Here is a 26,771-nt window from a genome sequence, read left to right on the forward strand (position 1 = left end):
ACCTTCACGCAGAAACTCCGCGAAAACACACCGATATTCTGTCCGGTAGAACCAGCGACGCATTCCGAAGGGGGGAATGCCCAGCAAACCAGGAAGGGGCCTGCACGGTGGATGGCGACCATCGTGGAGTCCACGCCAAACGGGGAAACCGCTGTCATGGCCGATGGTGAAGTGCAGGAGATTCACGGTACCGGGTTACGCCAGCATGACCTGGCGTCATTGGGCGGTGTGCTCCGGGTCTGCGAACTGGAAATGGTGCTGCTGGACGACAACGGGCCGCGCGCATCGATCCAGTCGCAGGTGCATGATGAATCGCTGTTCTGCACGGTCACCTGCGGTTTCCACTTCCGCGGACGCTTCGTGTTGCCGCCGGAATGGTGCCTGCTCGGTTTCATCCACGAGACCGACCCATCGCGAAGCTGGTGCCACGGCGTGAGCCTGGGCGCGGGTACGGCATTGACGGTGTTTCCCGAAGGCGCCAGTGAATTCGCGTTCAGTGCCGGCAGCCGTTTCAGCTTCCTGCTTACGCCCATGCAGCGGGTGCAGCGCAAACTCACCGAACTCAGCCTGCGTTCGAACCTGCCTTTCGGGCAGGCACTGTCGCTGTTCGATGCGGGCGCCAGCGGTTGCGGGCTTGCCGGGCGCTACGCGCAGCTTCCCGCATGGCTTGGCGGCGCGGATCCGGCCCTGCCTGCTGACGCTGCGGCCGTGCTGCTGCACGAACACGTGCAGGCGTTGCTCGCGGCCCAGGGCCAGAGCCGGACGGCCAATTCCCGTGCGCGCCGCGCGCACTATCTGATCTCACAGCGCGCCGAATCCTTCATGCGGCAGAATCTGCGGCGCAACATCTACATGCACGAGATCTGCGCCGCAGCGGGCGTGAGCGAGCGTGCCCTGCGCTATGCCTTCGAGGACCTGTTCGGAACCTCGCCCAACCGGTACCTGTCGATGCTGCGGCTGTGCGCCGCATGCCGCGGCCTGTCGATGGCCGACGCCACCCGCAAGTCGGTCAAGGCGGTGGCGCTCAGCTGTGGCCTGTGGGATCTGTCGCGGTTCGCCGACAACTATCGGCGCGTGTTCGGTGAGCTGCCCCGGGACACCCTGATGCGTGCGCCTGCCTCGGCGGGCATCCCGGCCTGAAGGCACGTTTCCGGCAGCGTGCCGGAATTGCACATCCACATGCCGCATTCCTCCCTCGTCTTGCCGGAACGCACGTTCGTGCTGCCGGATCGAGGCGTCTGCGCATCCATCCCGGCGTTCTAATGACTACGAAGCGCCAACGCGTGGACAGGGCCCTGGAGGTCCAGGAGCACGCGACCGGCACGCTTTGTCCTGGCTCGCTGTCAACCGCGGGATGTCTCCCCCGTCATCGCTCAGGGGGCAGCGAGCCAGGCCATTTCTCGCCTGCGATCCGTCTCAGCCGGCAGCCCGCTCGCTGGTGATCACCGCACCTTCGCGCATCACCAGGGTCACCGGCGTCCGCTCCACGACGTCCAGCAACCGTTGCCACTGCGCGTCATCAAGCGCACCGCTGGCATGCAGCACCCGGTGGACCAGCAGCCGGTTGTCGGCGTCGCGGGAGGAAGACAGTTCGGCGCGGAACTCGCCGAGGTCCCAGCCCTTCTTCTCCGCATACATGCGCAGGGTGATGGCCGTGCAGGCCGACAGCGCCGCCAGGTACAGCTCGAACGGCGCCATGCCCGCGCCCTGTCCGCCCAGCGTGGCCGGCTCATCGGCCACCACGTGGTGCGCACCGGCCTGGATCTGGTGACGGTAGTTGGGGCCGTCGGAAACAATTTTGACCTGTGCCATGGCGCACGCTCTGCAACGGGAATGTGGGGCGCCGAGCATGCCATGCCGGCTGGCTGCGCGCAGCCTGCCATCGGCGGGACGGTTTGTTGCCTTCGCGGGTGGTTACTCCACGCCGGGTATCTTCACCTTCAATGCGGTCGCCTCGGCCTCGCAGTCCTGGGCCACCACGCCGCTGCCGCGCAGGCTGTCGATCTCGGCACGGGCTGCCCTCATGTCCGCGTTGAAGGTTTCATTGGCGTGCAGCACCGCGACGGCGCCAGCGCCGACCGCACGCCCCTGCAGCACATCGCTTTGCCAGTGCGCGTTGCAGATCAGCCGGTTCTCGCCGAACGCTCGACCGCGGGCGAGCACGGCATCGGCCTGGGCCGGGCTCAGCTCGCTCAGCAGCAGTGCCCAGGCCCAGCCGATCGAGGTATGCCCGGACGGATAGGAGCCGTCGGTGCGCAGCGAGGCTTCGTCGGCCGGGAAGCAGGTCTTCTCTTTGTAGAACACGAACGGCCGTGTGCGCTTGTAATGGTCCTTGGCCGCGTACGTGGCCAGGCCCGCATCGACGAGGCTGCGTTGCAGCAGCAGGTAGAGGCGCGGCGTATCCTGCTGGCTGATCGGCACCCCCAGCGCGCAGGAAAACGTGCTGGCCACCTGCGGGAAGCGCAGGTCGGCATCGCGACTGGCCAGTGCGTAGCGCGGACTGGATTTCAACTTCTGCGATGCCCGGCTGGTCGCCTGGTCACGGGCAAACCCGGGCGAGCCCTTGGCGGGAGGCGGCGGCAGCAACAGCAGGCTGTCGGGCAGCGCACGTCCCAGGTAGCCGGCGGGCACGCCCGGGCGCAGCTCCGGAACCGGCGCAGGCTGTGGCGGCAGCGCGGTGGGGATCAGTGCCGGTGCCGGGCTGGTCAGTGGACCGGTGGCGCAGCCGGCCAACAGCACGACGGACAGCCAGGACGCCTTGCGAAGAGCGGGCATGGGAATCTCCATCCGTAGGGTTCTACTGGCCGGCCGCGCCACGCGGCGCGGCATCGCGCAGGGGAAAGCGCACTTCGATCCGCGCACCGCCGAGCGGGCTGGTGCCCACGTGCAGGGTGCCGGCCAGCAGGCGTGCGCGTTCTTCCATGCTGATCAGGCCCAGCCCGGGCGTGCGCCGCAGGTGGCTGGCCAGGATGCCCACGCCATCGTCATCCACCCGCAGCACCACGTTCTGCCCACGCACGCACACCAGCACGTCGGCCACGCTGGCGCGCGCGTGCTTGTCCACGTTGTTGACCGCTTCCTGGACGATCCGGAAAAGGCTCAGCTCCTGATCGTCGTTCAGGCGTGGCGCGTCCTCGATGGTGCAGCGCAGCCGCAGCCGTCCACGTGCGTTGCGCTTGATGCAGAACGCATCCAACGCACTGGCCAGCCCGGTGAAGCGCAGGATGCTGGGGTGCAGTTCGTGCGAAATGGCGCGGATGTCGTTGGACACCGACAACAGCTGGTCCTGCAGTTCCACCACGCTGGGGCGCTCGGCAGGCGGGATGTGGTTGCGCAGGGTGCTGAGCCGGATCGAGATCGCGGCCAGCGACTGGTTGACGTCGTCATGCAGGTCGCGCGCGATCCGGGTGCGTTCCTCTTCCTGCACCACCAGCATCCGCCCGGTGACTTCGCCCAGGCGCGCGTACGCACGCTGCAGTTTTATCCGGTTGGACAGCTTCTGCTCGGAAAGTGCGCCCAGGAACAGCAGTGCGAACCCCGTGCACAGGGTCCAGGCCTGGCCGGTGAGCAGGTTGCGCTCCGGCGTCCAGAAGCCGAACGGTCCCATCGCTTCCAGGCCCAGCTGCATCCCCAGCACCGCCACTACCACCATGGTCAAGGATGCCCCCGCGATGCCAAACACGATCAGTGCCCAGACCAGCAACGGAATCGGCGCCAGGGTGAGCAGCGGGGTGACCACACCGTCCTGCCAGTCCACCGTCCACAGCACCACCAGCAGGCCCAGCAGCAGCAGGGCCAGGCCCAGCGTCTGCCAATGCCAGCCGTGGCGGCGCTCGGGCGCTTCAAGGATGCGGGCCACGTTGACCAGGGCCGGCACCAGCAGCAGGTAGCTGACGCTGCTGGTGAGGGCGAACTCGCGCATCGTGGCAGGCGCCAGCGCAGGACCGCGTCCACCCAGCGCCAGCGCGTACCACCACGCCCCGCACAGGGGCAGCAGTACACAGGCCAGCAGCAGGAACAGGGTCAGGTCGCGGTAGTCCTCCAGCGCAGCGCGCTCGCCGCGCCAGCGCTGCAGCAGCCACGCCACCATTGCCACCATGGCGAACTCGCCCAGGCTCGCCAGCAGGCGCGGCAGTGCCGACAGCGGCACCAGCAGCAGCGACAGCACGGTGCCGGCGCAGGCGGCGAGGATGCACCCGCGCCATTGGCTGCGCGGGGTGAACAGCAACCAGCCGAGCAGTACCGGGCCGGGTATCCACAGCACCTGCAGCTGCGGGTTGTGGCCAAGCGTGGGCAGCCAGTGGCCGAGCATGCAGCCGACCAGGAGCGGGAGTACATTTGTTATGAGAATGCGCACATCCAGTGGAGAGGATGTGAAGCGCTCACTGCGACGTGAGGGCGAGCGGTTCTGGGCAGTGTCCGGCGGGGTAGCTCCGACCTGGTTCACCTGGCTGCTGGCCTGCACTCTGCACCTCGGGGAGATGCGCGGGATCGCCACATTGGCAATCCATGCGCCATAACGTGGTACGACTTTCGGGTGAGCAACGGACTGCGACCGGTCATGGCTGGGGGGTTCGGCGGCACGACTTGTCGCCATGTCGTAACGGCCCCACAATCGCGCCGATGAGAACAGGTTGACTCGACGCGCGCTATCCACATTCCGACGAATCCGGGAGCTGGCGATGGACGAACCGATGTCCCCCTACAGCCGTTTTGTCGTTGACGGCTTTGATGCGGACGCCCTGTTGGGGGTGGTGCGCGATACCCGCTTCGAACAGCGGCTGCTGGCTGCCGGCCACTTTCGCGCCTGCGTGCAACGCCTGGTCTTTCCGGAATTCAGCCTGGACAGCGGCGCCTACACGCTGCCGATCTTTGCCAGTGGAAGCTTCAGCCAGGGCATGATCGCGCTGGCCCTGGCCGTCACCTGCGCGCAACCGATGTGGGCCAACGGACGCTGGATCGCAGCGGGCCAGATCATGGTGTTTGCCGAGGACAGCGAGTTGAACGTGCGCCCCAGTCCCGGGGGCTGGCAATGGGCAGTGATGCTCATTCCGCGCACCGTGCTGCAGCGGGAAGCGGTGCAGCGGGTCGGGCGCGAATTGCGGCTGCCCAAGGTGGGCTGGTACAGCCGCGCGGCGGCCCCCAGGGACGCCCGCAACCTGCGCGAAGGGGTGTTCACGGTGCTTCAGGACGCCGCCGGTTGGCAGGGGATTGTCCGGCCCGAGCAGCTGGAGATGCAGGCATCCACCCTGCTCGGGGTGTTCATCGATGCCGTGGCGGCATCCGATGGTGGTCCCGAACGGCGGGGGTTGGGCAGCTGCAACGAACGCCGCCGCGACGCCATCGTGCGCCAGGCCGAGGCCTATCTGAAATTGCAGCTGGAGAATCCCTATGACAGCCGGGCGCTGTCCCGGCACCTGGGCGTGGGCGAACGCCAGCTGGAGCGTCTGTTTCGTGATGCTTACGGACATGGCCCGTGCCATTGGCACCAGCTGGCGCGGTTGAACCTGGCCCGCAGTGCCCTGCGGCATGCCCGGGGCTCGGTTGGGGTGACCGAGGTGGCGACGCGTTTCGGCTTTGCGCATCTGGGGCGGTTCTCGGTGATGTACCGCGACGTGTTCGGCGAAAGCCCCCGGGACACCCTGCGTGGCTGAACCGTTTTGAACGTCCGTCACAGTGTGAAACAACGTCACGGCGCCATCACGTCGGCACCATCAAGGTCGAATCGTTGTGCGGGGCTGGCGCTACCGCTGGCCCGCAGAGCACTTCAATCAGGGGACGATTGATGCCACGGGAGACGACAACATGCAGGTTTCGTATTCGCCGGCGGAGTGCCGGTATCGCAGGGTAGTGCTGGCCGACGACCACCGCGTGGTGGCGCAGGGCATCGAGCATTTGTTGGAGGACCGGTTCGAGTCGATCGAACTGGTGTCTTCCGGACAGGAACTGGTTGACGCCGTCAGGCGGGATCCGCCCGACGTCGTGGTGGCCGACATCAGCATGCCTGGCCTGACCGGCATACAGGCACTGCGTCGGATGCGCGAAGAGGGCTACGAGATGCCGGTGGTGTTCCTCACCATGCATGACGAGTCGAGCGTGGCCGCCGAGGCGATCCGCGCCGGCGCCCGCGGCTATGTGCTCAAGAGTGCGGCGGGTGAGGAACTGGTGCGGGCGTTGGCGGGCGTGATGGGCGGGCACACGTACGTGACCCCGACCCTGGCGGTGGATGCCATCACCAATGCGGGCCGGCAGCAGTACGTGCTGACCGACAAGCAGCTGCGCATCCTGGAGTACGTCGCGCGCGGCCTGCGCTCCAAGCAGATCGCCTACGAACTTGGGGTGTCGGTGCGCACGATCGAATCGCACAAATACGCGATCATGCAGGAGCTCGGCGTGCACGGCACGCTGGAACTGGTGCGCAAGGCCGAACACGAAGGCCTGATCCGGCACTGAGCACCGTCTGCATACGGGACGCGGGCAAGTAGATTTACTTGCCCGCGTCCGGTTGTTTTTCCCTTGTCCGGGGCGCAGGCACGGCACACCATCAGGGAACGCGTTGACCTGGCGGGAACCATGAATGCTGCCCGTGTGCTGCTTGCCGAAGACGGCTCCGCCATGGGCCGGCAACTGCGTGGCCTGCTTGCCGAACAGTTCGAGGTGATCGGCCTGGTGCAGGACGGCGCCTCGCTGGTCAAGGCGGCGCAATCGATGCTGCCCGACGTGGTGGTCACCGATATCGCGATGCCGGAACTCAACGGGCTGGAAGCGGCGCGCCGTCTGCGCGTGCAGCGGCCCGTGCTGGGCGTGGTGTTCATCACCGTCCACTCCGAATCGCAGCTGGTGGACCAGGCCATGGCGCTGGGGCCCTGCAGTTACGTGCTGAAGTCCGACGCGGGCGATGACCTGGCCATGGCCGTGCAGGCCGCATTGCGCGGCGAACGCTTCCTCTCGCACTCGCTGTAGGCAGATCCGTCGTTCAGATCAGCATGCCTGCCAGCTTGGCGACCAGATCGTCGACCGACATCGCCACCAGCGCCAGGGGCAGCAGTGGCGCCAAGGCGGGCAGGGCCATGCCCAGCAGGGTCCAGCGGGTGAACGGTACCACTGACATCGATGCGGTGCCCTGGTAAACCGCGCTGAAATCAGCGAACGCCGAGGCATCGTTGTGGTCGAGCAGCGACTCGCTGCCGGCCGTGTCCTCACTGGCCGCTCTCCAGCGCTGGTCGAACGCGGCCGCCGCGCGGCTGCCCAGGGCGCTGAAACGGTACAGCGCATGCCGTCGCGCGCGGATCAGTATCGGGCTGAGCAGTAGCAGCGGGGCCAGCAACAGCAGGGTCACGCCAATGACGTACCCCGCCAGCAAGTGGCGCAGCGAGTACAGCGAGGCGTCGAGATAGGTCATGTGGTTGAGGCAGGCCCCGGACAGGACCAGTGCGCCAGCCGCGCCCAGCATGCTGAAACGCTCGTGGGCCACGCCCAGAAACGCCAGGCCACCGGTCCGGTCGGGATGCTCGGCGTGCAGCGTCAGACCCACCGATGGCAGCCGGGCCAGCAGCATGGCCCAGAGCAGGAACCGCCACAGCCACAGCAGCATGACCAGCCGGAACAGGGGCATGCCGACCCATGCATACCAGTGCCCCGCAGGCGTGGTCGCGCCGCCTTCGGTTCGCCAGTCGGGAACGCCGCTGAGCAGGCTGACCACGCCACCCTGGACGAACAGCGGCAGGAAGGCCAGCACGATGCAGGCCAGCTCCGGCCATCGACTGTCACGCAGACGTCGGATTGTAGCCAGCAGCGCCTGCAGCCGGGGCTGCCGACGTGGGTGGACCAGGCTGGCCTGGCTGAGTTGGCGCAGGGCACTGTGCAGCAGCGCATCGGCACGTGGCGCGGCGAGTACCAGCAGCGGCAACGCCAGCAGCAGGCGGGCGAGGGTGGCGTAGTCGCCGAGCAACGCCATGGCGTGTGGCCGCGGCAGCAGCATTCCCTGCGCGCTGGCCAGCCCGACCAGGGGAAGCAGTGTCACCGCCACCAGCAGGGCGGCAAGCCACCACGACAGGCGCCGGCTGCCATGCAGTGCGCCGCTGGCGTGCAGCAGGCGGTGCACCAGTCCACCGCGCATCAGTGAGTAGCTGTCCTGGCTCATGCCGGATGAGCATACCCTCGAGGCATACCGTTGCCGGCGCAGTAAAAATACTGACGCCGGTGCAGTACCTATCCCGATGTGCGTTTACATTGTCACCGCCAAGCTGGAATCCTCTGCAATGGAACCCGGCAATGCTCCTGGCCATCGATTTCCTGACGCGCTTCTGGACAGACATGATGGGTCGTGCGGACGGTCCGATGACGTTCCGGTTCTTCCTGCAGCCGACCATGGCGCTGATCACCGCGCTGATCGACGGCATCCGCGCCGCCCGGGCCGGCAAGCCGCCCTATGCATGGCTCATCGCCCACAGCAGCGGCGGTGAGCGCCTCGCCACATGGCGCGAAGGGGTCACCGCAACGACGCGGATCCTGTTGCTGGGCGTGGTCATGGATGTGATCTACCAGGTCCGCGTGTACGGCGGCTTCCGCTACCCGCTGGAAGCGTTCGTGCTCGCGGTCCTGCTGGGCTTCATTCCCTACCTCATCCTGCGAGGCCCCTTCACCCGCCTGGCGGGCTATTGGCTGCGGCGTCACCCCCACCACGGCAAGGACTCCCGGCCATGACCGAGAAAGATCCGGCGAAGGCACTGTCCGACCGCGCCATCACCATCGAGCAGGCACGGCAGACGCTGGGCGGCACCGACCAGGCATCGCTGGAGCTGTCCTCGCGGCGCACCGGCATGTCGTTCCAGCGCACGCGCATGAGCGCCGACCGCACGCTGATGTCGATTATCCGCACCGCGCTGTCGCTGATCGGATTCGGCTTCACCATCTACCAGTTCTTCGGCCACATGCTGGAGACGCCCGGCGTGACCCTGCGCCCGCACGCCCCGCGCAACTTCGGCGTGGCCCTGGTCGCACTGGGCATGGTGATGCTGACCCTGGGCATCATCTACCACCTGCGCTACATGAAGGAGCTGCGCCGCGAGCGTGCCCTGATGATGGGTGAAGGCCTGATCCACGGCGAAAGCCACTACCCGATATCGCTGACCCTGATCACCGCAGGCCTGCTCTGGCTGCTTGGCCTGCTGGCGATCGTGAGCATGACGTTCAATGTTGCGCCTTTCGGCTGAGGGGGAAGAGATGAGTGTGGTGGCCGATACCATGATCGACATCGAGGGCGGGGTCTTCCTGATGGGCTCCGACGACCATTACCCGGAAGAGCGCCCCGCGCACAAGGTGCGGGTGGGGCCGTTCCGGATCGACCGCTATCCGGTCACCAACCGCGCGAGTTCTCGCGCTTCGTCAGCGCCACCGGTTATGTGACCGCGGCCGAGCGGCCTGCCGATCCGCGCGACTACCCGGGTGCGGATCCGGCGCTGCTGGTGCCCTCGTCGGTGGTGTTCGTGCAGCCCTCCGGCCCGGTGGACATGTCCAATACCCACAACTGGTGGCACTACGTTGCAGGCGCCAACTGGCGCCATCCGCGCGGACCCTTTACCCAACTGGACGGCCTGGATGACCACCCGGTGGTCCATGTGACCTTCGCCGATGCGCAGGCGTACGCGAAATGGATCGGCAAGGACCTGCCCACGGAGGCGGAGTGGGAGTACGCCGCACGTGGCGGCCAGGAGCCCAGCGAGTTCGCCTGGGGCGACAGCCTCACCGTGCGCGGGCGCCACCAGGCCAATACCTGGCAGGGCGAGTTTCCGTGGATGAACGTGGAAGAAGACGGTCACCGCTGGACCTCGCCGGTGGGCAGCTATCCGCCCAATGGCTACGGGCTGTACGACATGATCGGCAACGTGTGGGAGTGGACCAGCGACTGGTACCAGCAGCATGACCGGCTGCAGAGCAAAGCCTGCTGCGCGATCGACAACCCACGCGGCGGCGAGCGCCAGCGCAGCCACGATCCGAACGATGGCAGCGCGATCCCACGGCGGGTGATGAAGGGTGGCTCGCACCTGTGCGCGCCCAACTATTGCCGCCGCTACCGTCCGGCCGCACGGATGGCCCAGCCGATCGATACCTCCACCTGCCACGTCGGCTTCCGCTGCGTGGAACGATGACCCACGAGGTGATTGCCATGCCAGCCCCTTCCGCCTCGCTCTATCGCCGCAGCTGTCTGGCCACGGCCGTGCTGCTTGGCACGCTTGCACTGGTCGCCGCGTTGCCCGCGCACGCGGTCGAAGGCGGGTTGGGACGTTCGATCACCGGCATGCAGATCACCTCCTACGTCGGCGTGATTCCGCCGGAGCCTGGCATGCAGTGGTCGCTGAGTTATGTGCAGTACGACGGCAAGATCGGCGCCAGCCGACCGGCGCCGATCGCGGGGCAGGTCTCGCTGGGGCTGGAGGGGGATGTCAGCCTGTGGGCCGCCAGCGGCGTGTACGTGTGGCAGACCAGGACCGGCCGGTGGAACTTCGCCAGCATGCTGACCGTGCCCTACATCGATGCCGATGTCACCGCCAGCCTGCAGGGCCCGCTGGGCAACCAGGCGCGTGTGCAGGACAGCGCTTCGAATCTGTTCGACGTGTACTTCGCGCCGGTGATCGCTGGTTTCCACATCAACGAAGTGCAGCACCTGTCGTTCGGTCTGTATGTCTACGCGCCCACCGCCAAGTACACGCCGGGCAAGCTGGCCAACCCCGGCCTGAACGTCTGGACCGTGTCGCCTGCCGCCGGCTACACCCATCTGTTCCAGAAAGGCACGCTGGAATTCAGCGTGCTTGGTGGCATGGACTGGTACAGCCGCAACGATGACACCGACTACAAGAACGGCCTGGTCCTGCGCACCGACGCGCTGCTGGTCAAGCGCACCGCCAGTGGCTGGGGGTTCGGCGCGGCCGCCGGCTGGCTGCAGCAGGTGCAGGACGATGAAAGCGACCTGGCCGACCGCCTCGACGGCTTCAAAGGTCGTTCGTTCGGTGTCGGGCCGGTGCTGACCTACGGCAAGAAATGGTCCGGCGGTGAGCATGTGGATGTTTCGTTCCGCTATCTGAGTGAGTTCAGCGTGCGCAACCGCTTTGAGGGTGATCCCTGGAGCGTGTCGATCAGCGCGGGTTTCTGAGCCGCGCGTTTCCCTTTCCTTCTCCGGAGGCATGCAATGGCGACCCCTGCAATCTGTATTGCCCGCACTGCCTGCCTGCTGATCGCTGGGCTGGCGGGCGGCGCGCTGCCGCTCGCGGCGGCGCCGGCGCGCACGCCGCCGGCCACCGCGGACGTCGGCGAGCGCGATCCTGAAGCGCTGGCGGCGCTGGATCGGATGGGTGCGGCGTTGCGTGGACTCAGACAGTTCTCGCTGACCTCCGATGCGAGCACCGAGGTGGTGCTGGAAGACGGCCAGAAGATCGAGCTGGACGGTGTGGTGACCTACAAGGTCAAGGCGCCCGACCAGCTGTTCCTGGAACTGCGCAGTGACCGCCAGTTGCGGCAGCTGTTCTACGATGGCAAGGCCTTGACGGTGTACTCGCCGCGGTTGAAGTACTACGCGCAGGTGGACGGGGCAGGGGCCACGCTGGGTGAACTGGTCGACCAGGCCGCCCTCCGCCATGGCATCGAAATGCCACTGGCCGATATGTTCCTTTGGGGTACCGACAAGGCGCCCACGTCCGCGATCCGCAACGCATTGCACATTGGCGGCGGTACCGTGGACGGTGAGCCGGTGGAGCAGTACGCGTTCAAGCAGGATGCCGTGGACTGGCAGGTGTGGATATCCAAGGCGACCTCGCTGCCGAAGAAGCTGATCATCAACTCCCTGGATGACCCGGCCCAGCCGCAGTATCGGGCCCGCCTGAACTGGGATGCCGGCACGGCGGTACCGGCCACCGCGTTCCAGTTCATCCCGGCGGCCGACGACGCGCGGATAAAGCTGGTGCCGGTCGAGGTTGCCGTGGTTGCCCCCGATGCCGGCCAGGAGAACTGACATGCGCACCCTGCTCAAGGCCCGCACCCCTGTGTTGACCTGCGCGGGTAGCCTGCTGGTCCTGCTTGCGGTGGGCATCGCGCCGGTCAACGCGCAGCACGGCCACCGCGGCGGCGGCGCGGCCCGCGCAAGCGCGCACGCCAACATCAACCGGCCGGTACGCCCGCAGGGCGGTGGCGCCCACCGCGATGTCAACCACAACGCAAACCGCAACGTGGACCGCGACGTCAACCGGAATGTGAACCGGAACGTGAATCGGGATGTCCATGTGGACGTGGACTACCACGACGACCACTGGAACCGCTATGACGACCACCCGTTCGCGACGGCGGCGGCGGTTACCGCGGGCGTGGCGGTGACCTCGGCGGTGATCGGCTCGATCGTGAATTCGGTGCCGCCCAGCTGTGTGACCACCGTCATCAATGGCATGGCCTACCAGCAGTGCGGGAGTACCTGGTATGAGCCGCGGTACAGCGGTACCACGGTGCAGTATGTGGTGATCAATCCGCCCAGGTAAGTGTGATGCGTCATCGGTGTGCGTCTGCGTTGAAGGGGGTGGGTTGAAGGAGAATCCACATGCACGGTTCGCTGCACGCTCACGGGCCTCGGAGGCCAGAATGGTGACGCTTACGCCACACCCGGAATCGACAACACGGGACCAGGTCAAGCTGCGGGCGGTACTGAACGCGCTGCCACTGGCTTTGCTTCTGGTCGACCGGCATTGCGTGGTGCGTTATGCCAACGACCGTGCGGCGACGGTATTCGGCTACGCGCCGGGTGAGATCGAGGGCCGGCCGCTGGTTGCGCTGGTGCCGGATGCCACCGGTGCCATCTGGTCCTGCAGCCATCGCGCCGACCCCGTCGCCGCGCGTTGCATGGGCCGTGACGAGCATGGCCTGCGTCGTGATGGCCAGGCGTTTCCGGTGGAACTGCTGTTCAATGCGGTGGAACTTGATTGCGGATGGCAGGGCGTGCTCGCGGTTGCCGACCTGACCGCGCAGCGGCATGCCGAGCAGGAGCTTGCGGTGGAGCGCGAAAGCATGGCCCACATGTCGCGGGTTACCCTGATCGGCGAGATTTCGGGCTCGCTGGCGCATGAGCTCAACCAGCCGCTGGCGGCGATCCTGAGCAATGCCCAAGCCGGCCTGCGGATCCTGCGCCGCGACCCGGGCGCGATCGGCGAGATCCGCGAGATCCTGCAGGACATCGTCGAAAACGACCAGCGCGCCGGCGAGGTGATCAGCCGCCTGCGCGGACTGCTGCGGCGCGAGACCCGGACGCTCGGCGCGCTGATGGTCAACGACCTGGTGCATGATGCGGTCCGTGTGATCCGCAACGACCTGATCAACCGCGGTGTCGAGTACCGGCTGGACCTGTCGGTACCGTTCAGCCGGGTCCAGGGTGATGGCGTGCAGCTGCAGCAGGTCCTGCTCAACCTGATCATCAATGCCTGCGATGCCATGGTCGACAGCCCACGCCGGGTGCTGACCGTGCGCACGGACGGCTCGGTGCCAGGGACCATCCGGATCGAGGTGCGCGACACCGGCCCCGGCATCGCGGCGGAGCGCATGGACACCATCTTCGCCCCGTTCCACAGCAGCAAGCCCAACGGCATGGGCATGGGCCTGGCGATCTGCCGCACGCTGCTTCGGGCCCACGGTGGCGAGATCAATGCCCGTAACCTGCCCGAGGGCGGCGCCTGTTTCTACATCGACCTTCCTTTGATGGAGTAGTGCCATGAGCCCTGTCGTGCACATTGTCGACGATGACCCGCGCGTGCTTGCCGCGCTGGGACGCTGCCTCCGCGCCGATGGGCTGGAGGTGACCCTGAGCGGCTCCCCGGACGAATTCCTGGCCCGGTACGATGCCGACACCGCAGGGTGCGTGGTGCTGGACCTGCACATGCCCGGGATGGACGGGCTGGCGTTGCAGCAGCTGTTCGGAGAACGCGGCCAGGCGCCGGTGATGATCTTCGTCAGCGGCGATGCGGACGTTTCCAGCTGCGCCCAGGCAATGCGTGCCGGCGCGGTGGATTTCCTGACCAAGCCGGTGGATGCAGCGGTGCTGCTGGAGGCGGTGATGCGCGGCATCGACGCCGATGCCTGCGCACGGATCCGGCGCAGTGGCGAGCAGGGCGCGGTGCAGCGCTACCAGTGCCTGACCCCGCGCGAGCGCCAGGTGCTGCCGCATGTGATTTCCGGGCGGTTGAACAAGCAGATCGCTGCAGACCTGGGGATTTCGTTGAAGACCACCAAGGTGCACCGCAGCCGCATCATGGTGAAGTTCGGCGTGCGTTCGGTGGCGGCGCTGGTCCGCCTGGCCGAGCTGGCCCACGTCGATCCCGGCGGCGGCTGAAAGGTACCTGCGCCCTGGTGTCCTCAGGCCATCGCCAGCACCATCACCGTGCCCCAGGTGGTCAGCAGCACATGGGCAATGGCGACCGCACCGGAGTAACCGATCACCGCGATCGAACTGTCCGAGCGTTCCTGCAGCGCGGCCAGCGCCGCGGTGAACGTCTGCGCGCCTGAGATTGCACCCAGCAGCAGCACCCCGGGAATTTTCAGTACCTTGTGGCCGAACCACAGACCGGCCAGCAACGGCGTCATGGTGACCCCGATGCCGCCCAGGAACAGGCCGAGCCCGTGTTGTTCCACCGCTTCGACGAAATGCGGGCCGGCACCCAGCCCGACCATCGCAACGAACGCGGCAAGGCCGTAGGACTGCATCAGCTTGACCGCGCTCTCCGGGACCCGCCCGAACAGCGGGCGGCGCACCCGCAGATGCCCGACCACGATGCCGCCCAGCAGCGCGCCGACGCTGCTGCCGATGCTGACCGACAGCGTGCCCAGCGGCACCACGGCAACGATGCCGGACACCGCGCCGAGGAAGATCGCCATGCCCACGACCACGAAATCGGTGGCGGTGGTCGGGTGCAGGATCCGACCGACTTCGGCGGCAGCACGCACCACTGCAGGCTCCGGTCCGATCAGTTCCAGCACGTCCCCGCGTTCGAGCACTGTCTGGGTGCCGATCGGCATCGATTGGCCGTTGCGGCGGATCCCGCGCAGGAACACCGCGCGCACCGCATCGTGGCGGGCGATCTGTTCCAGCCGCTGCCCGGCCCAGGTACGCCGGCTGACCAGCACCTGGTGGGACGCCATTGGAATGTCCAGCAGTTCCGGGTCGTCCACTTCCTCGGCACGCTCGCCCAGCACTTCCACCAGCGCCTTGCGTGGACCGCCGATGACGATGTGGTCGCCGGCATGCAGGCGCGTGGCCGGGCCCGGCTCGACCAGTGACTGGCCGTGACGCACCCGGTAGACGAACAGGCGCAGGCCCGGCAGCAGGCATTCGGCCTGGTCCACGCGCAAACCGGCGATTCGCATGCCCGGCGCGATGCGATAGGCGCGGGTATCGAAGGGCTGCCAGGCCGATGCGATGCCGGCCGCCGAGCGTTCGATGCCGAACCGGTGCTCCAGTGCCAGCGCATCGTCGACCAGGTTCAGGCGCAGCAGGCGCGGCCCGATCACGTTGCAGGTGAGGATCACCCCCAGTGCCCCGGCCACGTAGCACAAGGCATCGGCAACGCCGACATGGGCGATGTAGCGGGCCTTGAGCGCGTCATCGATGGGCAGGCGCTGGATGGCCTCGTTGGCCGTGCCCATCGCCGGCGATTCGGTCAGGGCGCCGGACATCATGCCGGCCGCCAGGCCCGGATCGAGCTTCAGCGCGTGGGCGACGACCAGGGCGGCCAGCAGCCCTACCACGGGCATGAATACCGCCAGCACCGCATAGCGCCAGCCATCGCCCTTCATCGCGGACAGGAAGCGCGGACCGACCTCGTAGCCGATGCCGAACAGGAACAGCAGGAACACCAGCGATTTGGCGGTGGCCGCCACCGGGACATGGAATGCCCAGCCAATCAGCATGCCCACCAGCAACGAACCGGTGACACCGCCGAGGTTGAACCCATGGACCTTGATGCCGCCCAACCAGTGGCCCAGCGCCAGGGCCAGGTACACGGCAAGTTCCGGATAGCGGTCCAGCAGCGATGCGAAGCCGTCCATGTGCGCCCCTCCGGATGGGTGGATCAGAGTCCCGGCGGATCGTAGTAGACCAGCAGCCGGAGGTCGTCCAGGTCGCTGGTCTGCGGACCCTTCTGGCTGACGTGCGCGTAACGCACCCGCATCATCAGGCCTTTCAGCGGCCCGTCGGCCGCCGTCCATTGGGCGTTGAGGTTGTACTCGTCCTTGGCGTAGTCGGTGGGCGCGTCCGGATCGGAGCCATCCACGTACAGCGCATAGAAGCTCAGCCCCTTGACCGATTGGACGTTGTACGCCGCACGCAGCAGCCAGGCGCCTTCGCCATTGCGGTTGAAATCCTCGACCTGCACGCTGGTGTAGCCGGGATAGCCGCTCCACGGGTTCTGCATGTTGGTGCCGCCACTGGCACGGGTGTAGCCGGTGGTGAACAGCGCTCCCTTGTAACCCAGTTCCAGCTTGCCACCCCATTGGCGGGCGGAGAATTCATCGCCGCGCAGCAGGTTGTCGCCCGCACTGTCCTGGTCGGAGTACTGCAGCGCCAGGTTGAGTTTGGCGGTGTCGCCCAGCGGAAAGGCGTACTTCGCCTCGGTGTAGAAGATGCTGATGATGTCGTTGCTGTGGTAGTAGATCGCACCGGCGCTTAGCCGGTCGCGGGTGTAATTCGCGCCAAGCGTATACACGCCGCGGTCGACCCAGGAAGGCGCGCCGGCGTCCCTGGCCATGGACACGAAAGTGTCGGCGTTGCGCTCCTTGATCTTGTCGAAGTAGCCGGCACCGAATTTCCATTGCGGTGCGCCGCCGTCGCCGCCATACACCCCCTGCACGGTCAGGGCCTGGAAGGTGTTCGGGGTCATGCGCGCGTCATTGCGGTTGACGTAGGGGGTATCGATGCCGAAGCGGCCGAGCTTGAGCCGGGTGTCATCGTTGATCAGGAACTCGCCATAGGCTTCGCCCAGCACGGTGTAGCCTTCCTGGCCGGGTTTGAGCAGCAGGGTGCCGTCCTTGTCATCCGGTCCGTACAGGCGCTGGGAGGTGTAGCCGGTGGCGCCGAAGGCGAAGCGTTCGCGGAAGTAGCCGGTCTTGAACCCGGCCGAGCCGCCCAGTGCCCACGCCGTGCTCTGGCTGTCGTCGTACTTGTCGCGGTCCAGGTAGAAGGTGCGCGCCTGCACGTCGAAGGCGGTGTCCTTCCACGCCTGGCGGCGCGTTTCGCGGATCCAGGCAGCGCGGTCGCGCGGGACGAACGCTTCGTCGAGGGGGGTCTGGCCCTGTTCGGTGGAACTGGGGGACGCGTCGGCCGTGGCCGGGTCGTCGGGCGCAGCGGACTGCGCCCGGGCCAGGGCGGGCAGCAGCGCCGCTGCGGCCAGCATGCATGCGAGTGGCTTCATGTCCGTCTCCTAGTGCGAGAGCAACATCGCGAAGTAGCCAAACACGGTGTACAGCACGCCGGACACGGCATAGCCGACCGGGAAGCCCACCCAGGGCACGGTACTGTCGATCTCCTTGGCGGCCTCGCGCGCGGGACCCGAGTGCGACCGTGAGCCGGCCACGCCGCCCATCAGCACGGCGGGATTGATCTTGAAGAAGTGGTACCCCACCGCCCAGGTGATGAAGGGCGGCACCGTGCTGGCGACGAAGCCCGCCAGGAAGATCTTGAGCGCGATGGCGCCGGTCAGCTGTTCCAGCAGCGTCGCGCCGGCATTGATGCCGACGATGGCGATGAAGGTCACCAGGCCCAGGTCCTCCAGGATGTTGCGGGCGGCGTTGGGCGTGCTGCCGAAGAAGCGCAGCCGCGACACCAGCGACGACACCAGGATGCCCGAGAGCAGCAGGCCGCCCGCGTTGCCAAGGCCGACCGAGAAGTCGCCGATCGGCACGTTGACCTTGCCGATCAGCAGGCCCAGCACCATGCCCCCGGACAGCGTCAGCAGGTCGGTGGTAGTGCTGGGACGGGCGATCTTGCCGAGCATGCCGGCCGCACGGTCCACCGCACTCTTCAGACCGGTGACGAACAGCACGTCCAGGCGCTTGAGTTCGGTTTCGGCGCCGGCCGGGATGGGTTCACCCGAACGTTCCAGCCGGGTGACCTGCAGCTGCCCCGCGAAATCCTCGCCGGCCAGGCTCCTCAGCGGCTTGCCGACGAAGTCCTTGTCGGTGACCAGGATCTCGGCCTGGTCCAGCGGAATGTTCAACGCCTTGGGGTCGTCCACCTCCGCACCGAGCAGGCCGATGTTGTCGGTGAGGTCCTGCAGCCGTCCACCCAGCGCGACCACGTCGCCCTGCTGCAGCACCAGGCCGGGATCCGCGCCCAGCGTTTCCTCGCCGCGGCGCACGTTGACGATGCGGTACTGCGGATACCTGCTGCGGAACTGGCCGATGCTCTGCCCGGCGCTGGTGGCGTTGTCCAGCCGGTAGGCACGCAGGCCACCGCCGCGGTAGCCCGACAGCGCGGCGTCATCGACGTTGCGCACACCGTGTTCCAGCTCGTACTCGCGTGCGGCCTTGCGTGCATCCACGCCCCACCAGCGCGGCAGGTACTTGCAGACCAGGATGATGCCGACCGTGCCCCAGATGTAGGTGACGCCGTAGCCCAGCGCGATCATTCCCGAAACCTGCTCGGCGGTCGTCCCGGGCGGCAGCTGGTAGGCGCCTTGTTCGACCGCCATTTCGGCGGTCCCGATCGCGGCCGACATGGTCTGCGACCCGGCCAGCACGCCACCGGCCGCGCCGGCCGGCAGCCCGAGCAGCCCGGACATCAGCACCACCAGCAGCAGGCCCAGCACGGCGCAGATCACCGCCAGGACGGTGAACTTGATGCCGTCCTTCTTGAGGCTGTTGAAGAACGCCGGCCCCACCCGCAGGCCCACGCCGTACATGAACAGATAGTAGAAGAGCGACTTGGCGAAGTTGTCCAGCTGCAGCTTCACGCCGTAGGTGGACGCCCAGGTGGCCAGCGCCGCGCCGACCACCACCGCTGCGGCGACCATGCCCAGGCCGTAGCCCTTGACCGAAAACTTGCCCGCCAGCACCGCCATGCCGACGGTGAAGAACAGCAGGATATAGGGGTTGTCAGCGAGAAACTGGAAGAAACCTTGCATGACGTGTGCTCCTGTCCGGGGGACGGCGGTTCACTGCAGGGAACCGGCACGCAGGCCGGCCAGCGCATCGGGTTTGATCAGTTTGATTCCCTGCGCGGCGTGGTAGCCGTGGATCTCCTTGACATCCAGCTTGCGCATGAAGGCAATGGTGTCGGCGGTGATCACCTGGCCGGGCACCATGATCGGGAAGCCGGGCGGGTAGGGGATGACGAAGTTGGCAGAGACCATCTGCGGTCCTTCGGCCAGCCGCCGGTCGACGTCGTCGCTGTGCAGCCGCACGAATTCGCAGTTGGCTTCCTCGTAGGCCATGAAGAAGGCCGGGCGCATGTGGCCTTCGTTGCTGGCCCCGTCCGGCGCTTCGCGGAAGGCATCGTGGAACTGGCTGAAGTTGGGCAGGTCGGGCACGTCGGTCATCAACGCGCGGACCCGGTCGGCGAAGACCTGGCGACCGTTGGCGCCTTCCTGTGCCAGCCGCGCTTCGATTTCGCGCGAGAGGTCGGCAAGGGCCTTGATCAACAGCGCCGCGTCGCTGTGGGTGTTGTTGATGTTGGTCTGGACCAGGATGCTGTTGCGCGAGGTCTTGTTGATCTGGATGTCGAAGCGCTCGGCCAGCAGGCCCTTGAACTGGGTGCCGTCGAAGCCGGCCGCGCCGCAGATCACGGTCAGCCGGGTCGGGTCCAGCGCGAACTCATCGTCGTCCCACGCCTGCAGCGTCTCCACCCAGCTGGCATTGGGCGGCCCGTAGTCGCGCAGGCCGGAGGCGCGGAACTCGGCCGGGATCATGTCTTCGGGCGTGGCGACGTGGAAGTACTTCGAGATCAACGGGTGGCCGTTGATGGTGCGCCGCAGGCGCAGCGCCAGGTCGGTCATCTTCAGCGTCAGGCCGTAGCCTTCCAGTTCCATCTGCCGCCGTGCCAGGTCAAGCGAGGCGATCAGCTGCAGGTTGGGCGAGGTCGAGGTATGGGCGAAGAACGCTTCTTCGAACGGGCCTTCCACCTCGTGGAAATCCTCGTCCCAGACCAGCATCATCGACCCCTGCCGGAAGGCAGACATCGACTTGTGGGTGGAGTTGGTCTGGTATACCCGGATGCGCACCTTATCCGGATCGGGCAGCAGATGTTCATCCAGCTGGGCCGGGTCGCCGGGCTCGACCTTGCCGCGCTGCGCCTTCCAGGCTTCGTACTCGGTGCGGTACGCCTTGCTGCGATAGCGTTCGGTCAACGCGGCCGCGGCGCCCAGACCGGTCCGCCGACGGTGCAGCGGGCTGAAGCGGGCGAAGCCGAACCAGGCTTCGTCCCACAGGAAGATCAGGTCCGGCTTGATCGCCAGGCACTCCTCCATCACCCGTTGCGGGTTGTACATGTGGCCGTCGAAGGTGCAGTTGGTCATGTCGATGACCTTGACCCGGTCCAGCTTGCCGCCGGCCTGGCAGTCCAGCAGCGCCTGTTTGATGGTGCGCAGCGGGACCGCGCCGTACATCGAATACTGGGTCAACGGGAACGCTTCCACGTAGTAGGGCTGCGCGCCGCTGAGCACGAAGCCGTAGTGGTGCGATTTGTGGCAGTTGCGGTCGACGATGACGATGTCGCCGGGCTTGCACACCGCCTGCACCACGATCTTGTTCGAGGTGGAAGTGCCGTTGGTGCCGAAGTAGGCGCGCTTGGCGCCAAAGGCCCTGGCCGCGGCGGTCTGCGCGCGTTTGATGGTGCCGGTGGGTTCCAGCAGGCTGTCCAGGCCACCGGTGGTGGCCGAGGATTCGGCGAACAGGATGTTGGTGCCGTAGAAGTGGCCCATGTCGCGGATCCAGTTGGAGCCGAAGATGGACTTGCCGCGTGCGATCGGCAGCGCGTGGAAAGTGCCGATCGGGCGCAGCGCGTATTTCTTGAGGTTGTCGAAGTACGGCGTTTCGTAACGGTCGGCGATGCCATCCAGCAATGCCAGGTGCACTTCCATGGGTTCTTCGACGTGGTGGAAGACGCGGCGCAGCGGCGCGGCTTCGTCGCTGCCAGCCAGACGCTCCGGGGAGCGGTCGGTGAGCAGGTAGAGGTCCAGCTCCGGTCGGAAGTGCTTCAGGGCGCGGGCCAGCGAGGTGGACAATGCGCCGGCCGTCGACGGCTCGTCGTCGCTGCCGAGGTTGCGGGCGAGGAACTGCTTCAGGTCCGGGATGTCGAGCAGCGAGGTGAAACGGAATCCGTCGACGATGACCACCGCCTGCACGTCCGCATTGACCATTGCCGCCAGCGCGGCATCCTCGAAACTGCCGGCGTGGGTGACCGCGTAGTGGAACTGATCGTCGACGCGGCGCATGGCGCGCATTTCGTCGCGGGCACGTTGCCACAGCGCCGGTTCGTTGGGGGTCACGATCAACACTTCGAAGTAGGGCTTGTCCGGCGCGCCCAGCAGCTCGGGCGGCAGCGCATCGAGCAGGGTGCGGTCGCCGTCGTCGTCGGCGTTCCAGGCCTGTTCGTCGCGGCGGAAATCGCCGGACAGGATCGCGGCCGAAAGCTTGCGTGCCAGCCGCGCGAACTGTGCGGCGTCGTTGTCGGCCAGTGCCGCGGCCAGCGCGCCCAGCAGGCGTTCGCCGGGGTAGGCCCAGCACTGTTCGAGCGGGCGCAGGTCGGCCAATGCTTCGACGCAGGCGCCACGCCGTTCGGCGCTGTCGGTGCCTGCTGCCGCCCACGCACGCGCATACGCGTTCAGTTGGCGCCAGTGGTCGGCGCGCATCGAGGCGGCAGCCAGCACCGTGGACAGTTGCGGCAGGGCAGCAGGGTCGGCATTCATGGCAGGGCTCCGGCGGGGAACGAAAGGAATCCGCCACGCGCTCGAGCAGGCGCGGCGGCCACTACGCAGCGCAGGCTAGACCCCTGCAGCAGGGCCGGGAATTGGCCCTTGGGGCCATGCCCGGCGTATGGCCCCAAGGGCCAATTGCGGGCCGGGTGGCCCACGCCTAGCGTGGTTCATCGTCCTCGTTCCTGGAGCTGCCCCATGTCCACCCGCACCGTGTCCCGCGCCGCCGCCCCCCTGCTGCTGGTGCTGGTCGGCCTCACCTCCCTGGCCGCGCTGGCCGCCGATCCGGCCAAAACCAAGCTCAAAGGCGTGATCACGGCCGTGCAGGGCGACACCATTACCGTGGTGGACCAGGCCCGAACCGCACACACCGTGCACGTGTCGGCCGACACGGTGTACAAGAAGACCAAAGGGCTGACCAACGTCATCCATGAAAAGACCGATGCCAGCGTCCTGGCGGCGGGGCTTCCGGTCACGGTCGAAGGCGGTGCCGCGGGCGATGCGCTGGCCGCGCGCGAAATCAGCTTCCGCTCCGAGGACCTGCGCACCACCCGGCAGATCCAGGCGGGCATGGCGCCCACCACGGAAGAGGTCGGTGCGATGAACAAGCGCATGGACGAGTTCGGTACGTACGAGCAGCTGGATGCGGCGGAAGTAACGTTCGACTCGGGCAGCGCAAAGCTTTCGGCCAAGGCACGTGGCGACCTGGATACATTCGCCGCCAAGGCCAAGCAGACCCACAACTACGCCGTGGTGCTGCAGGGCTTCACCGATTCCACCGGCAACGCCGCCGCCAACCAGCGCCTGAGCACCCAGCGTGCCGCAGCGGTGGCCAACTACCTGCAGCAGAATGCCGGCCTGGCACCGGGCAGGGTCCGCGCCGGCGACGGCATGGGCGTGGCACCGGATGCGGGCAGCGGCAGCAACGGCGCAGCGCGCAAGGTGGTGGCCAAGCTGGTCGTCGACAAAGGTGTACAAGCGGGCGTCAAACCCTGAACCCTGGCCGCAGGCGCACGGCGCATTGAAGTGGAGGTCGCATGCACACCTACCTGACATGGGCACGGCTACCCACGCTGGTGCTGGCACTGGCCTGCACGGCGGTGACGGTGCGCCCTGCCGTCGCTGCCGCACCCGTGCCCGCCAAAGCAGCGGCGAGCCAAGGCACCTTCACGCGCGAACAGCTGGACCAGATGCTGGCGCCGGTGGCGCTGTATCCGGACGCGCTGCTGGCGCAGGTGCTGATGGCCTCCAGCTATCCTGGCGATGTCACCGATGCGGTGGCATGGTCAAAGGCACATCCTGATGCCAAGGGCGAAGACGCGGTGCGCCAGGTGGCCAACCAGGCGTGGGATCCCAGCGTGCAATCACTGGTTGCGTTCCCGCAGCTGCTGGCGGTGCTGGGGCAGGACCCGGCCTGGGTACAGAAGATGGGCGACGCATTCCTGGCCCAGCCCGACGCCGTGATGGATTCGGTGCAGCGCCTGCGCCGGCAGGCCCAGACCGCGGGCCACCTGGACAGCAATGAACAGCAGAAGGTCAGCACCCAGCCCGCGGCGTCCTCCGCGCCACAGACCATCGTGATCGAATCTGCCGACCCGCAGGTGGTGTACGTACCCAGTTACAACCCCAGCGTGGTGTACGGCAGCTGGGCCTACCCGGCCTACCCGCCGTACTACTACCCGCCGCCGCCGTATTACTACCCCGGCGGTGCGCTGCTCAGTTTCGGCATCGGCGTGGCCGTGGGCGGTGCGCTGTGGGGCGACCTGGACTGGGGGCACGGCGATATCGATATCGACGTGGACCGCTACAACGAGTTCAACAGCAACCGCCAGATCAACCGCGACGACAGCAGGTGGAAGCACAACGCGGCCAACCGTGACGGCGTGCCCTATCGTGACGGGGCTACCCGCGAACGCTTCGATGGAGCGCGCGACAGTGCGGCGCAGCGGCAGGACTATCGAGGTCGTGATGATGCACGGGCGGCCGAGCGCGACCGCGCACGCCAGTCGATGGAACGCCGTGGATTCGATACGCCCGCCACCACCAACCGTGAGGCGCGCGACCGCGCCGGTGCGTCGCAGCGAGAGCTGGGCCAGCGCCCTGCGCAGGGGCGCAACCCGTCCGGCAGCAATCAGTTCCGCAACCAGGGGGGCGCCGGCCACGGTCGCCCGCCGGGCAGCCATCCGGAGAATGCGTTCAATGGTGCGCGCAATCCCGGCCAGTCGCTGGGCGATGCCGATCGCGGGCATCGCAGCGTGCAGAGTTCGCAGCGTCCCGCCGGCGCACGCCCGCAGGGGCGGCCGATGAATCGGCCGGCCGCTCCGCGCGGTGGTGGTGGCGGCGGTCGTCGTCGTTGATCGGAGATCTGCCATGACCCTTCGTCTTTCCCTTTTGAGCGTGGCCTGCCTGCTGCTGGTCGCGCCCGCCCAGGCCCAACAGGCCTATCCCAGCGCCGCTGCCGCGGCCGACGCGCTGGTGGCAGCGCTGCAAGTGCGCGACACGCAGCCCGGACAGGTCTCGGTGGTACTGGGCGACGACTGGGAGGATTACGTGCCGCGCGACGATATCGAGCGCAAGGACGTGGACACCTTCATCAGCCAGTACCAGCGCAGGCACGCGATAAAGCCCGTCGACGCCAGCCATGCGCTGGTCAGCGTGGGCGACGAAGGCTGGACGTTGCCGGTGCCACTGGTGAAACAGGGCAGCGGCTGGGCCTTCGACCTGGCTGCGGCCGCACCCGAACTGCGTGCGCGCCGGATCGGGCGCAACGAGCGCGAAGCGGCGCAGGCCGTGCTGGCCTACCATGACGCGCAACGCGAATACGCACGCCGTGACCGCAACGATGACACGCTGCCCGAGTACGCCGCCCGGCTGCGCAGCAGCCCCGGTACGCATGACGGCCTGTACTGGCCTGCCGACGCGGGCGGTGAGAGCCCGCTGGGGCCGTTGTTCGGCGGCGAGACGCCGGACGATGAGTGGCATGGCTACCACTACCGGATCCTGCAGGGGCAGGGCCCTTCCGCACCGCGAGGGGCGTACCCCTACTCGGTGGCCGGCGCCATGACCCGCGGCTTCGCGCTGGTGGCCTGGCCGGCGCGCTACGGCGACAGCGGCGTGATGAGCTTCACCATCAGCCATGCCGGCCAGGTCTATGAGAAAGACCTGGGGCCGGACACCGACCGCGAGGCCCGCGCCATGACCCTGTTCGATCCGGACAGCAGCTGGACGCAGGTCGATACCGCCGACTAGGTTTCGTCGCTGGCCGGCGCCGGCCGTCCTTCCCAGTGCGCCTTCGGCACCACCTTGGCCTGTTCCGGGTCGCCTTCGTAGTTGGGCGACATGATCTGCACTCCTGCCGCATTGAACGCGTCCTGGATATGCGCATGCAGCGCGCTGCGCACCTGCCAGCGGCGTTCGACCTCGACCACGCGCACGCGCAGCACGTAGCGCACCGCGACGTCGCCCAGTTCGGACTGCACCACGTGCGGTGGTGGATCGGCCAGCGCCCCGTCGGTGGCCGCTGCGGCCTGCAGCAGCAGCCGGTGCACCTGCCGCCACGGCGCGTCGTAGCCGATGGTGATCGCGCTTTCCAGCCACAGGCCAGGCCCCTGCGGATCGCGCGAGTAGTTGCGCAGCTCGCCGGCAAGCACCACGTTGTTGGGGATGCTGACCTCCACCCCCAGCGGGGTGCGCAGGCGGGTGGTGAACAAGCCGATCTGTATCGCCACGCCTTCGGTGTCGCCCACGCGCACGACATCGCCGACCATCAGGGTGCGTGAGTAGAGCAGGGTGAAGCCGCTGGCGGCCTGGCCGACGATGCTCGACGCACCCAACGACACCATCAGGCCGACGAACACGCTCAGCCCCTTGAACGCGTCGGTCTCGGCACCGGGCAGGTAGGGGTAGGCCATCGCCAGCGCGAACAGCCAGATGACCACGGTGATGATCCGCCGGGTCGGTTCGGCCAAGGGCTGGTCGATGCCCACGAACTGGAACCGGCCGCTTGCCACCCCGTCGAATACGATGCGTACCGCCTGCACCACCAGCCGTGCGGCCAGGAAGATCAGCGCCGCCGTGAACAGGTCGGGCAGCGCCTCCAACACGCCACGGCCAAAGCGGGCGACGCGTTCGCCGATCCAGCCGCCCATCGCCGCCGACCAGGGCTGGGTGTAGGGGAAGCGACCGAACACGAAGCGCAGCCATTCCTCCAGCACCACCAGCACCACCAGCCAACCCACCAGCCGCCCCAGGCTGCGCGCGCTGGTCACCAGCCCCAGCAGCAGCTGCCGCGCCGAAACGCTGCGCAGCTGCTGCACACGCTGCTGGACCCAGCCATCCACCCGTCGGCGCATGCGCCGGCTGCACCAGCGCAGCCCCCACAACACGCCGATGGCAATGGCGGTGGCCAGCAGCGCCCACGCGGCACCGGCCAGCAGCCGCTGTGGCAGGCGGGCCTGTTCGGCGGCCGCCAGCGCCACCTGCATGCGGGCCACGGTGCGGTCGCGCAGTTCGGGCAGGGTTTCATTGCCCAGTGCGTTGCAGTCGGCCGGGGTCAGCACGGTGACCAGCTGCCCGCCGGCCAGGATGACCACGCCCTGCGGCACCGGCTGGGACTGCAGGGTGGCCTGGCCGGGCAGGTCGACGATGCGTGCCAGGTTGGCTTCGGTGGCGCGTGCGCGCATCTCCGGCGTGTTGCCGTACAGCGGTGCGCGGAAGGTCACCAGGTCACGGTTGAACCAGCGCGCCGTGGCCGGCGCGGGCGCGCCGCCCGCGATGAGCGCCCAGGCCAGCAGCCAGGCGCCGCAGGCACAACGCACCACCAGCCGAAGCGCGGGCATG

The 26,771-nt window shown here is 67.5% G+C and carries 25 protein-coding genes; 16 read left to right on the forward strand and 9 right to left on the reverse strand.

Annotation, left to right across the window (positions count from 1 at the left end; genetic code table 11):
- Positions 1-156 precede the first annotated feature (156 nt).
- Positions 157-1,140, forward strand: a complete 984-nt coding sequence (locus QE395_RS08045; protein ID WP_306988397.1) for a helix-turn-helix domain-containing protein — start codon at positions 157-159, stop codon at positions 1,138-1,140.
- A 276-nt stretch (positions 1,141-1,416) separates the two neighbouring features.
- On the opposite strand, the gene QE395_RS08050 is transcribed toward QE395_RS08045, so the two are convergent.
- From QE395_RS08050 to QE395_RS08060, 3 genes are all read right to left on the reverse strand, one after another.
- Positions 1,417-1,812: an OsmC family protein gene (locus QE395_RS08050; protein WP_093535850.1), complete on the reverse strand. Its 396-nt coding sequence runs from the start codon at positions 1,810-1,812 to the stop codon at positions 1,417-1,419.
- Positions 1,813-1,914: 102 nt separating this feature from the next.
- Positions 1,915-2,775 (reverse strand): phosphatase PAP2 family protein, encoded by an 861-nt coding sequence (locus QE395_RS08055; RefSeq protein ID WP_306988399.1) that lies wholly within the window; start codon positions 2,773-2,775, stop codon positions 1,915-1,917.
- 22 nt (positions 2,776-2,797) lie between these two features.
- The gene (locus tag QE395_RS08060; protein ID WP_095363887.1) at positions 2,798-4,597 is read right to left on the reverse strand and encodes a histidine kinase; all 1,800 of its coding nucleotides are present in this window, start codon (positions 4,595-4,597) and stop codon (positions 2,798-2,800) included.
- A gap of 97 nt (positions 4,598-4,694) precedes the next feature.
- On the opposite strand from QE395_RS08060, the gene QE395_RS08065 reads away from it, so the two are divergent.
- The 3 genes from QE395_RS08065 (at position 4,695) to QE395_RS08075 (ending at position 6,963) form a co-directional block, all read left to right on the forward strand.
- On the forward strand, positions 4,695-5,654 hold the full coding sequence (locus QE395_RS08065; RefSeq protein WP_176472658.1) for a helix-turn-helix domain-containing protein: 960 nt from the start codon (positions 4,695-4,697) through the stop codon (positions 5,652-5,654).
- Positions 5,655-5,805: 151 nt separating this feature from the next.
- Positions 5,806-6,453, forward strand: a complete 648-nt coding sequence (locus tag QE395_RS08070; RefSeq protein ID WP_184123369.1) for a response regulator transcription factor — start codon at positions 5,806-5,808, stop codon at positions 6,451-6,453.
- Between the two features lie 120 nt (positions 6,454-6,573).
- On the forward strand, positions 6,574-6,963 hold the full coding sequence (locus tag QE395_RS08075; protein ID WP_249832612.1) for a response regulator transcription factor: 390 nt from the start codon (positions 6,574-6,576) through the stop codon (positions 6,961-6,963).
- A gap of 13 nt (positions 6,964-6,976) precedes the next feature.
- Here QE395_RS08075 and QE395_RS08080 read toward each other — a convergent pair whose 3' ends face one another.
- Positions 6,977-8,143, reverse strand: a complete 1,167-nt coding sequence (locus tag QE395_RS08080; RefSeq protein WP_249832611.1) for a hypothetical protein — start codon at positions 8,141-8,143, stop codon at positions 6,977-6,979.
- A gap of 131 nt (positions 8,144-8,274) precedes the next feature.
- Between QE395_RS08080 and QE395_RS08085 the strand changes: the two genes are divergently transcribed.
- From QE395_RS08085 to QE395_RS08125, 9 genes are all read left to right on the forward strand, one after another.
- Positions 8,275-8,706 (forward strand): hypothetical protein, encoded by a 432-nt coding sequence (locus tag QE395_RS08085; protein WP_068852508.1) that lies wholly within the window; start codon positions 8,275-8,277, stop codon positions 8,704-8,706.
- Positions 8,703-9,215, forward strand: coding sequence for a DUF202 domain-containing protein (locus QE395_RS08090; RefSeq protein WP_083214162.1), 513 nt, complete (start codon positions 8,703-8,705; stop codon positions 9,213-9,215). Before QE395_RS08085 ends, QE395_RS08090 begins: the two co-directional genes overlap by 4 nt.
- Before the next feature lie 31 nt (positions 9,216-9,246).
- On the forward strand, positions 9,247-9,408 hold the full coding sequence (locus QE395_RS08095) for an SUMF1/EgtB/PvdO family nonheme iron enzyme (protein ID WP_306988404.1): 162 nt from the start codon (positions 9,247-9,249) through the stop codon (positions 9,406-9,408).
- A complete protein-coding gene (locus QE395_RS08100) occupies positions 9,405-10,151 on the forward strand; it encodes a formylglycine-generating enzyme family protein (RefSeq protein ID WP_306988406.1) in 747 nt (248 codons plus the stop codon). Before QE395_RS08095 ends, QE395_RS08100 begins: the two co-directional genes overlap by 4 nt.
- A 17-nt stretch (positions 10,152-10,168) precedes the next feature.
- Complete coding sequence (locus QE395_RS08105) at positions 10,169-11,152, forward strand: transporter (protein WP_306988408.1); 984 nt, start codon at positions 10,169-10,171, stop codon at positions 11,150-11,152.
- Positions 11,153-11,188: 36 nt separating this feature from the next.
- Entirely contained in the window at positions 11,189-12,007 is an 819-nt protein-coding gene (locus QE395_RS08110) for a DUF2092 domain-containing protein (protein WP_306988411.1), read from the forward strand.
- 1 nt (position 12,008) lies between these two features.
- Positions 12,009-12,524 (forward strand): hypothetical protein, encoded by a 516-nt coding sequence (locus QE395_RS08115; RefSeq protein WP_217977555.1) that lies wholly within the window; start codon positions 12,009-12,011, stop codon positions 12,522-12,524.
- 103 nt (positions 12,525-12,627) lie between these two features.
- A complete protein-coding gene (locus QE395_RS08120; RefSeq protein WP_306988413.1) occupies positions 12,628-13,740 on the forward strand; it encodes an ATP-binding protein in 1,113 nt (370 codons plus the stop codon).
- A gap of 4 nt (positions 13,741-13,744) precedes the next feature.
- Complete coding sequence (locus QE395_RS08125) at positions 13,745-14,362, forward strand: response regulator (RefSeq protein ID WP_068852496.1); 618 nt, start codon at positions 13,745-13,747, stop codon at positions 14,360-14,362.
- Between the two features lie 23 nt (positions 14,363-14,385).
- On the opposite strand, the gene QE395_RS08130 is transcribed toward QE395_RS08125, so the two are convergent.
- From QE395_RS08130 to QE395_RS08145, 4 genes are read right to left on the reverse strand one after another with little or no spacing between them, the layout of a single operon-like run.
- Positions 14,386-16,074 carry a hypothetical protein gene (locus tag QE395_RS08130; RefSeq protein WP_306988417.1) on the reverse strand — a complete coding sequence of 563 codons (1,689 nt, stop codon included), beginning with the start codon at positions 16,072-16,074 and terminating at the stop codon, positions 14,386-14,388.
- A gap of 23 nt (positions 16,075-16,097) precedes the next feature.
- Complete coding sequence (locus tag QE395_RS08135; protein ID WP_095363893.1) at positions 16,098-17,435, reverse strand: OprD family outer membrane porin; 1,338 nt, start codon at positions 17,433-17,435, stop codon at positions 16,098-16,100.
- Positions 17,436-17,444: 9 nt separating this feature from the next.
- Positions 17,445-19,145 carry a TrkA C-terminal domain-containing protein gene (locus QE395_RS08140; protein WP_306988419.1) on the reverse strand — a complete coding sequence of 567 codons (1,701 nt, stop codon included), beginning with the start codon at positions 19,143-19,145 and terminating at the stop codon, positions 17,445-17,447.
- Between the two features lie 30 nt (positions 19,146-19,175).
- Positions 19,176-21,926, reverse strand: coding sequence for a decarboxylase (locus QE395_RS08145; protein ID WP_068852487.1), 2,751 nt, complete (start codon positions 21,924-21,926; stop codon positions 19,176-19,178).
- Positions 21,927-22,130: 204 nt separating this feature from the next.
- Here QE395_RS08145 and QE395_RS08150 point away from each other — a divergent pair, with 204 nt between their 5' ends.
- Genes QE395_RS08150 through QE395_RS08160 form a run of 3 tightly spaced genes read left to right on the forward strand, consistent with a single transcriptional unit; the run spans position 22,131 to position 25,181 of the window.
- On the forward strand, positions 22,131-22,928 hold the full coding sequence (locus QE395_RS08150) for an OmpA family protein (protein ID WP_095363895.1): 798 nt from the start codon (positions 22,131-22,133) through the stop codon (positions 22,926-22,928).
- 41 nt (positions 22,929-22,969) lie between these two features.
- On the forward strand, positions 22,970-24,289 hold the full coding sequence (locus tag QE395_RS08155; RefSeq protein ID WP_095363896.1) for a DUF3300 domain-containing protein: 1,320 nt from the start codon (positions 22,970-22,972) through the stop codon (positions 24,287-24,289).
- Positions 24,290-24,302: 13 nt separating this feature from the next.
- On the forward strand, positions 24,303-25,181 hold the full coding sequence (locus tag QE395_RS08160) for a DUF2950 domain-containing protein (RefSeq protein ID WP_095363897.1): 879 nt from the start codon (positions 24,303-24,305) through the stop codon (positions 25,179-25,181).
- Here QE395_RS08160 and QE395_RS08165 read toward each other — a convergent pair.
- A complete protein-coding gene (locus QE395_RS08165) occupies positions 25,178-26,770 on the reverse strand; it encodes a mechanosensitive ion channel domain-containing protein (protein ID WP_095363898.1) in 1,593 nt (530 codons plus the stop codon). The genes QE395_RS08160 and QE395_RS08165 overlap by 4 nt on opposite strands.
- Position 26,771 lies beyond the last annotated feature (1 nt).

The sequence above is a fragment of the Stenotrophomonas sp. SORGH_AS_0282 genome, assembly GCF_030818125.1.
GTDB lineage: Bacteria > Pseudomonadota > Gammaproteobacteria > Xanthomonadales > Xanthomonadaceae > Stenotrophomonas > Stenotrophomonas rhizophila_A.